Source organism: Caballeronia sp. (genome assembly GCF_049581465.1).
Taxonomy (GTDB): Bacteria; Pseudomonadota; Gammaproteobacteria; order Burkholderiales; family Burkholderiaceae; genus Caballeronia.
In genome coordinates, this window is record NZ_JBAUSA010000110.1 from 1 (window position 1) to 1,726 (window position 1,726).

2 protein-coding genes are annotated in these 1,726 nt (G+C 59.8%); both read left to right on the forward strand.

Annotation, left to right across the window (positions count from 1 at the left end):
* A partial coding sequence (locus WCA53_RS02665) for an SDR family oxidoreductase (protein WP_423905180.1) occupies positions 1–565 on the forward strand: 565 nt, incomplete at its 5' end.
* Positions 566–688: 123 nt separating this feature from the next.
* On the forward strand, positions 689–1,696 hold the full coding sequence (locus WCA53_RS02670; protein WP_423905183.1) for an arabinose ABC transporter substrate-binding protein: 1,008 nt from the start codon (positions 689–691) through the stop codon (positions 1,694–1,696).
* The last annotated feature ends 30 nt before the right edge of the window (positions 1,697–1,726 follow it).

A 1,726-nucleotide genomic window follows, 5' to 3' on the forward strand; every position in this document is an offset into this window, starting at 1 on the left:
GCAAAACGCCGTGAAGCGGGCGGAAGCCGCGTTCGGCCCGGTCGATGTACTGGTCAACAATGCCGGTATCAACGTATTCTGCGATCCGCTGACCATGACGGACGACGACTGGCGCCGCTGTTTCGCCGTCGATCTGGACGGCGTGTGGAATGGCTGCCGTGCCGTGTTGCCGGGCATGGTGGAGCGGGGCGGCGGCAGTATCGTGAATATTGCGTCTACGCACTCGTTCCAGATCATTCCAGGCTGCTTTCCCTATCCGGTGGCCAAGCACGGCGTGATCGGATTGACGCGGGCGCTGGGTATCGAATACGCGGGGCGGCAGGTGCGCGTGAACGCGATCGCGCCAGGTTACATAGAGACGCAACTCACGCTGGATTGGTGGAACGAGCAACCCGATCCCGCGAAAGCGAAGCAGGCGACGCTCGATTTGCAGCCGATGAAGCGCATCGGCCGGCCGGAAGAAGTGGCGATGACCGCCGTGTTCCTGGCGTCCGACGAAGCGCCGTTCATCAACGCAAGTTGCATCACGGTGGACGGTGGACGTTCATCGCTGTATCACGACTGAAAGCTGGGACCGAACTACCGAAAACGCAGCAAAGGACGACGCACTGGCCGCGGTGCGACGTTCGAAAAGAAGACGCGGTCAACACCCTTGTATTAACTAGACGCTCAAGTCAGGAGACACACCATGAAACGCAGAATATTCCTCACGATGGTTGCCACGGCCACGGCAGCAAGCGCGACTCTGTTCACCGCACCGGTCGCGCAAGCTGCCGATGAAATCAAGATCGGCTTCCTGGTCAAGCAGCCGGAAGAACCCTGGTTCCAGGACGAATGGAAATTCGCTGAAATCGCCGCGAAGGAAAAGGGCTTCACGCTGGTGAAGATCGGCGCGCCGTCGGGTGAGAAGGTGATGAGCGCAATCGACAACCTCGCCGCGCAAAAGGCTCAGGGCTTCGTGATCTGCACGCCGGACGTAAAGCTCGGACCGGGCATCGTGGCAAAGGCGAAAGCCGACGGCCTGAAGATGATGACGGTGGATGACCGTCTGGTCGATGGTTCGGGCAAGCCGATCGAATCAGTGCCTTACATGGGCATTTCGGCATTCAACATCGGCAAGCAAGCGGGTGACGGCATCGCTGCTGAAATCAAGAAGCGCGGCTGGAAGATGGAAGAAACGGGCGCAATCGACGTGACGTACGAACAGCTCCCGACGGCGCATGAGCGCACCTCCGGTGCTGTTGAAGCGCTGGTTGCAGCAGGCTTCCCGAAGGCCAACATCGTATTGGCGCCGCAAGCCAAGACCGATACGGAAAACGCCTTCAATGCAGCGAACATCGCGTTGACGAAGAACACCCAGTACAAGCACTGGGTCGCATTCGGCCTGAACGACGAAGCTGTGCTGGGCGCGGTGCGTGCAGCGGAAGGTCGCGGCTTCAAGGCGGACAACATGATCGGCGTGGGTATCGGCGGCTCGGATTCGGCTTTGAACGAATTCAAGAAGCCGACACCGACGGGCTTCTACGGCACGGTGATCATCAGCCCGAAGCGTCACGGCGAAGAAACGTCGGAGCTGGTCTATGCATGGATCAAGGACGGCAAGGAACCGCCGCTCGTTACGTTGACGACCGGCATGCTGGCTACGCGTGACAACGTAGCGGACGTGCGTCAGAAGATGGGCCTGGCGTCCAACTAAGTAGTTCAAGTTGTGAATGGGCCGCTCGTC

Excerpts from the sequence above, each read along its gene's own strand:
- WCA53_RS02670 (WP_423905183.1), top strand. The coding sequence starts at position 689 with ATGAAACGCAGAATATTCCTCACGATGGTTGCCACGGCCACGGCAGCA.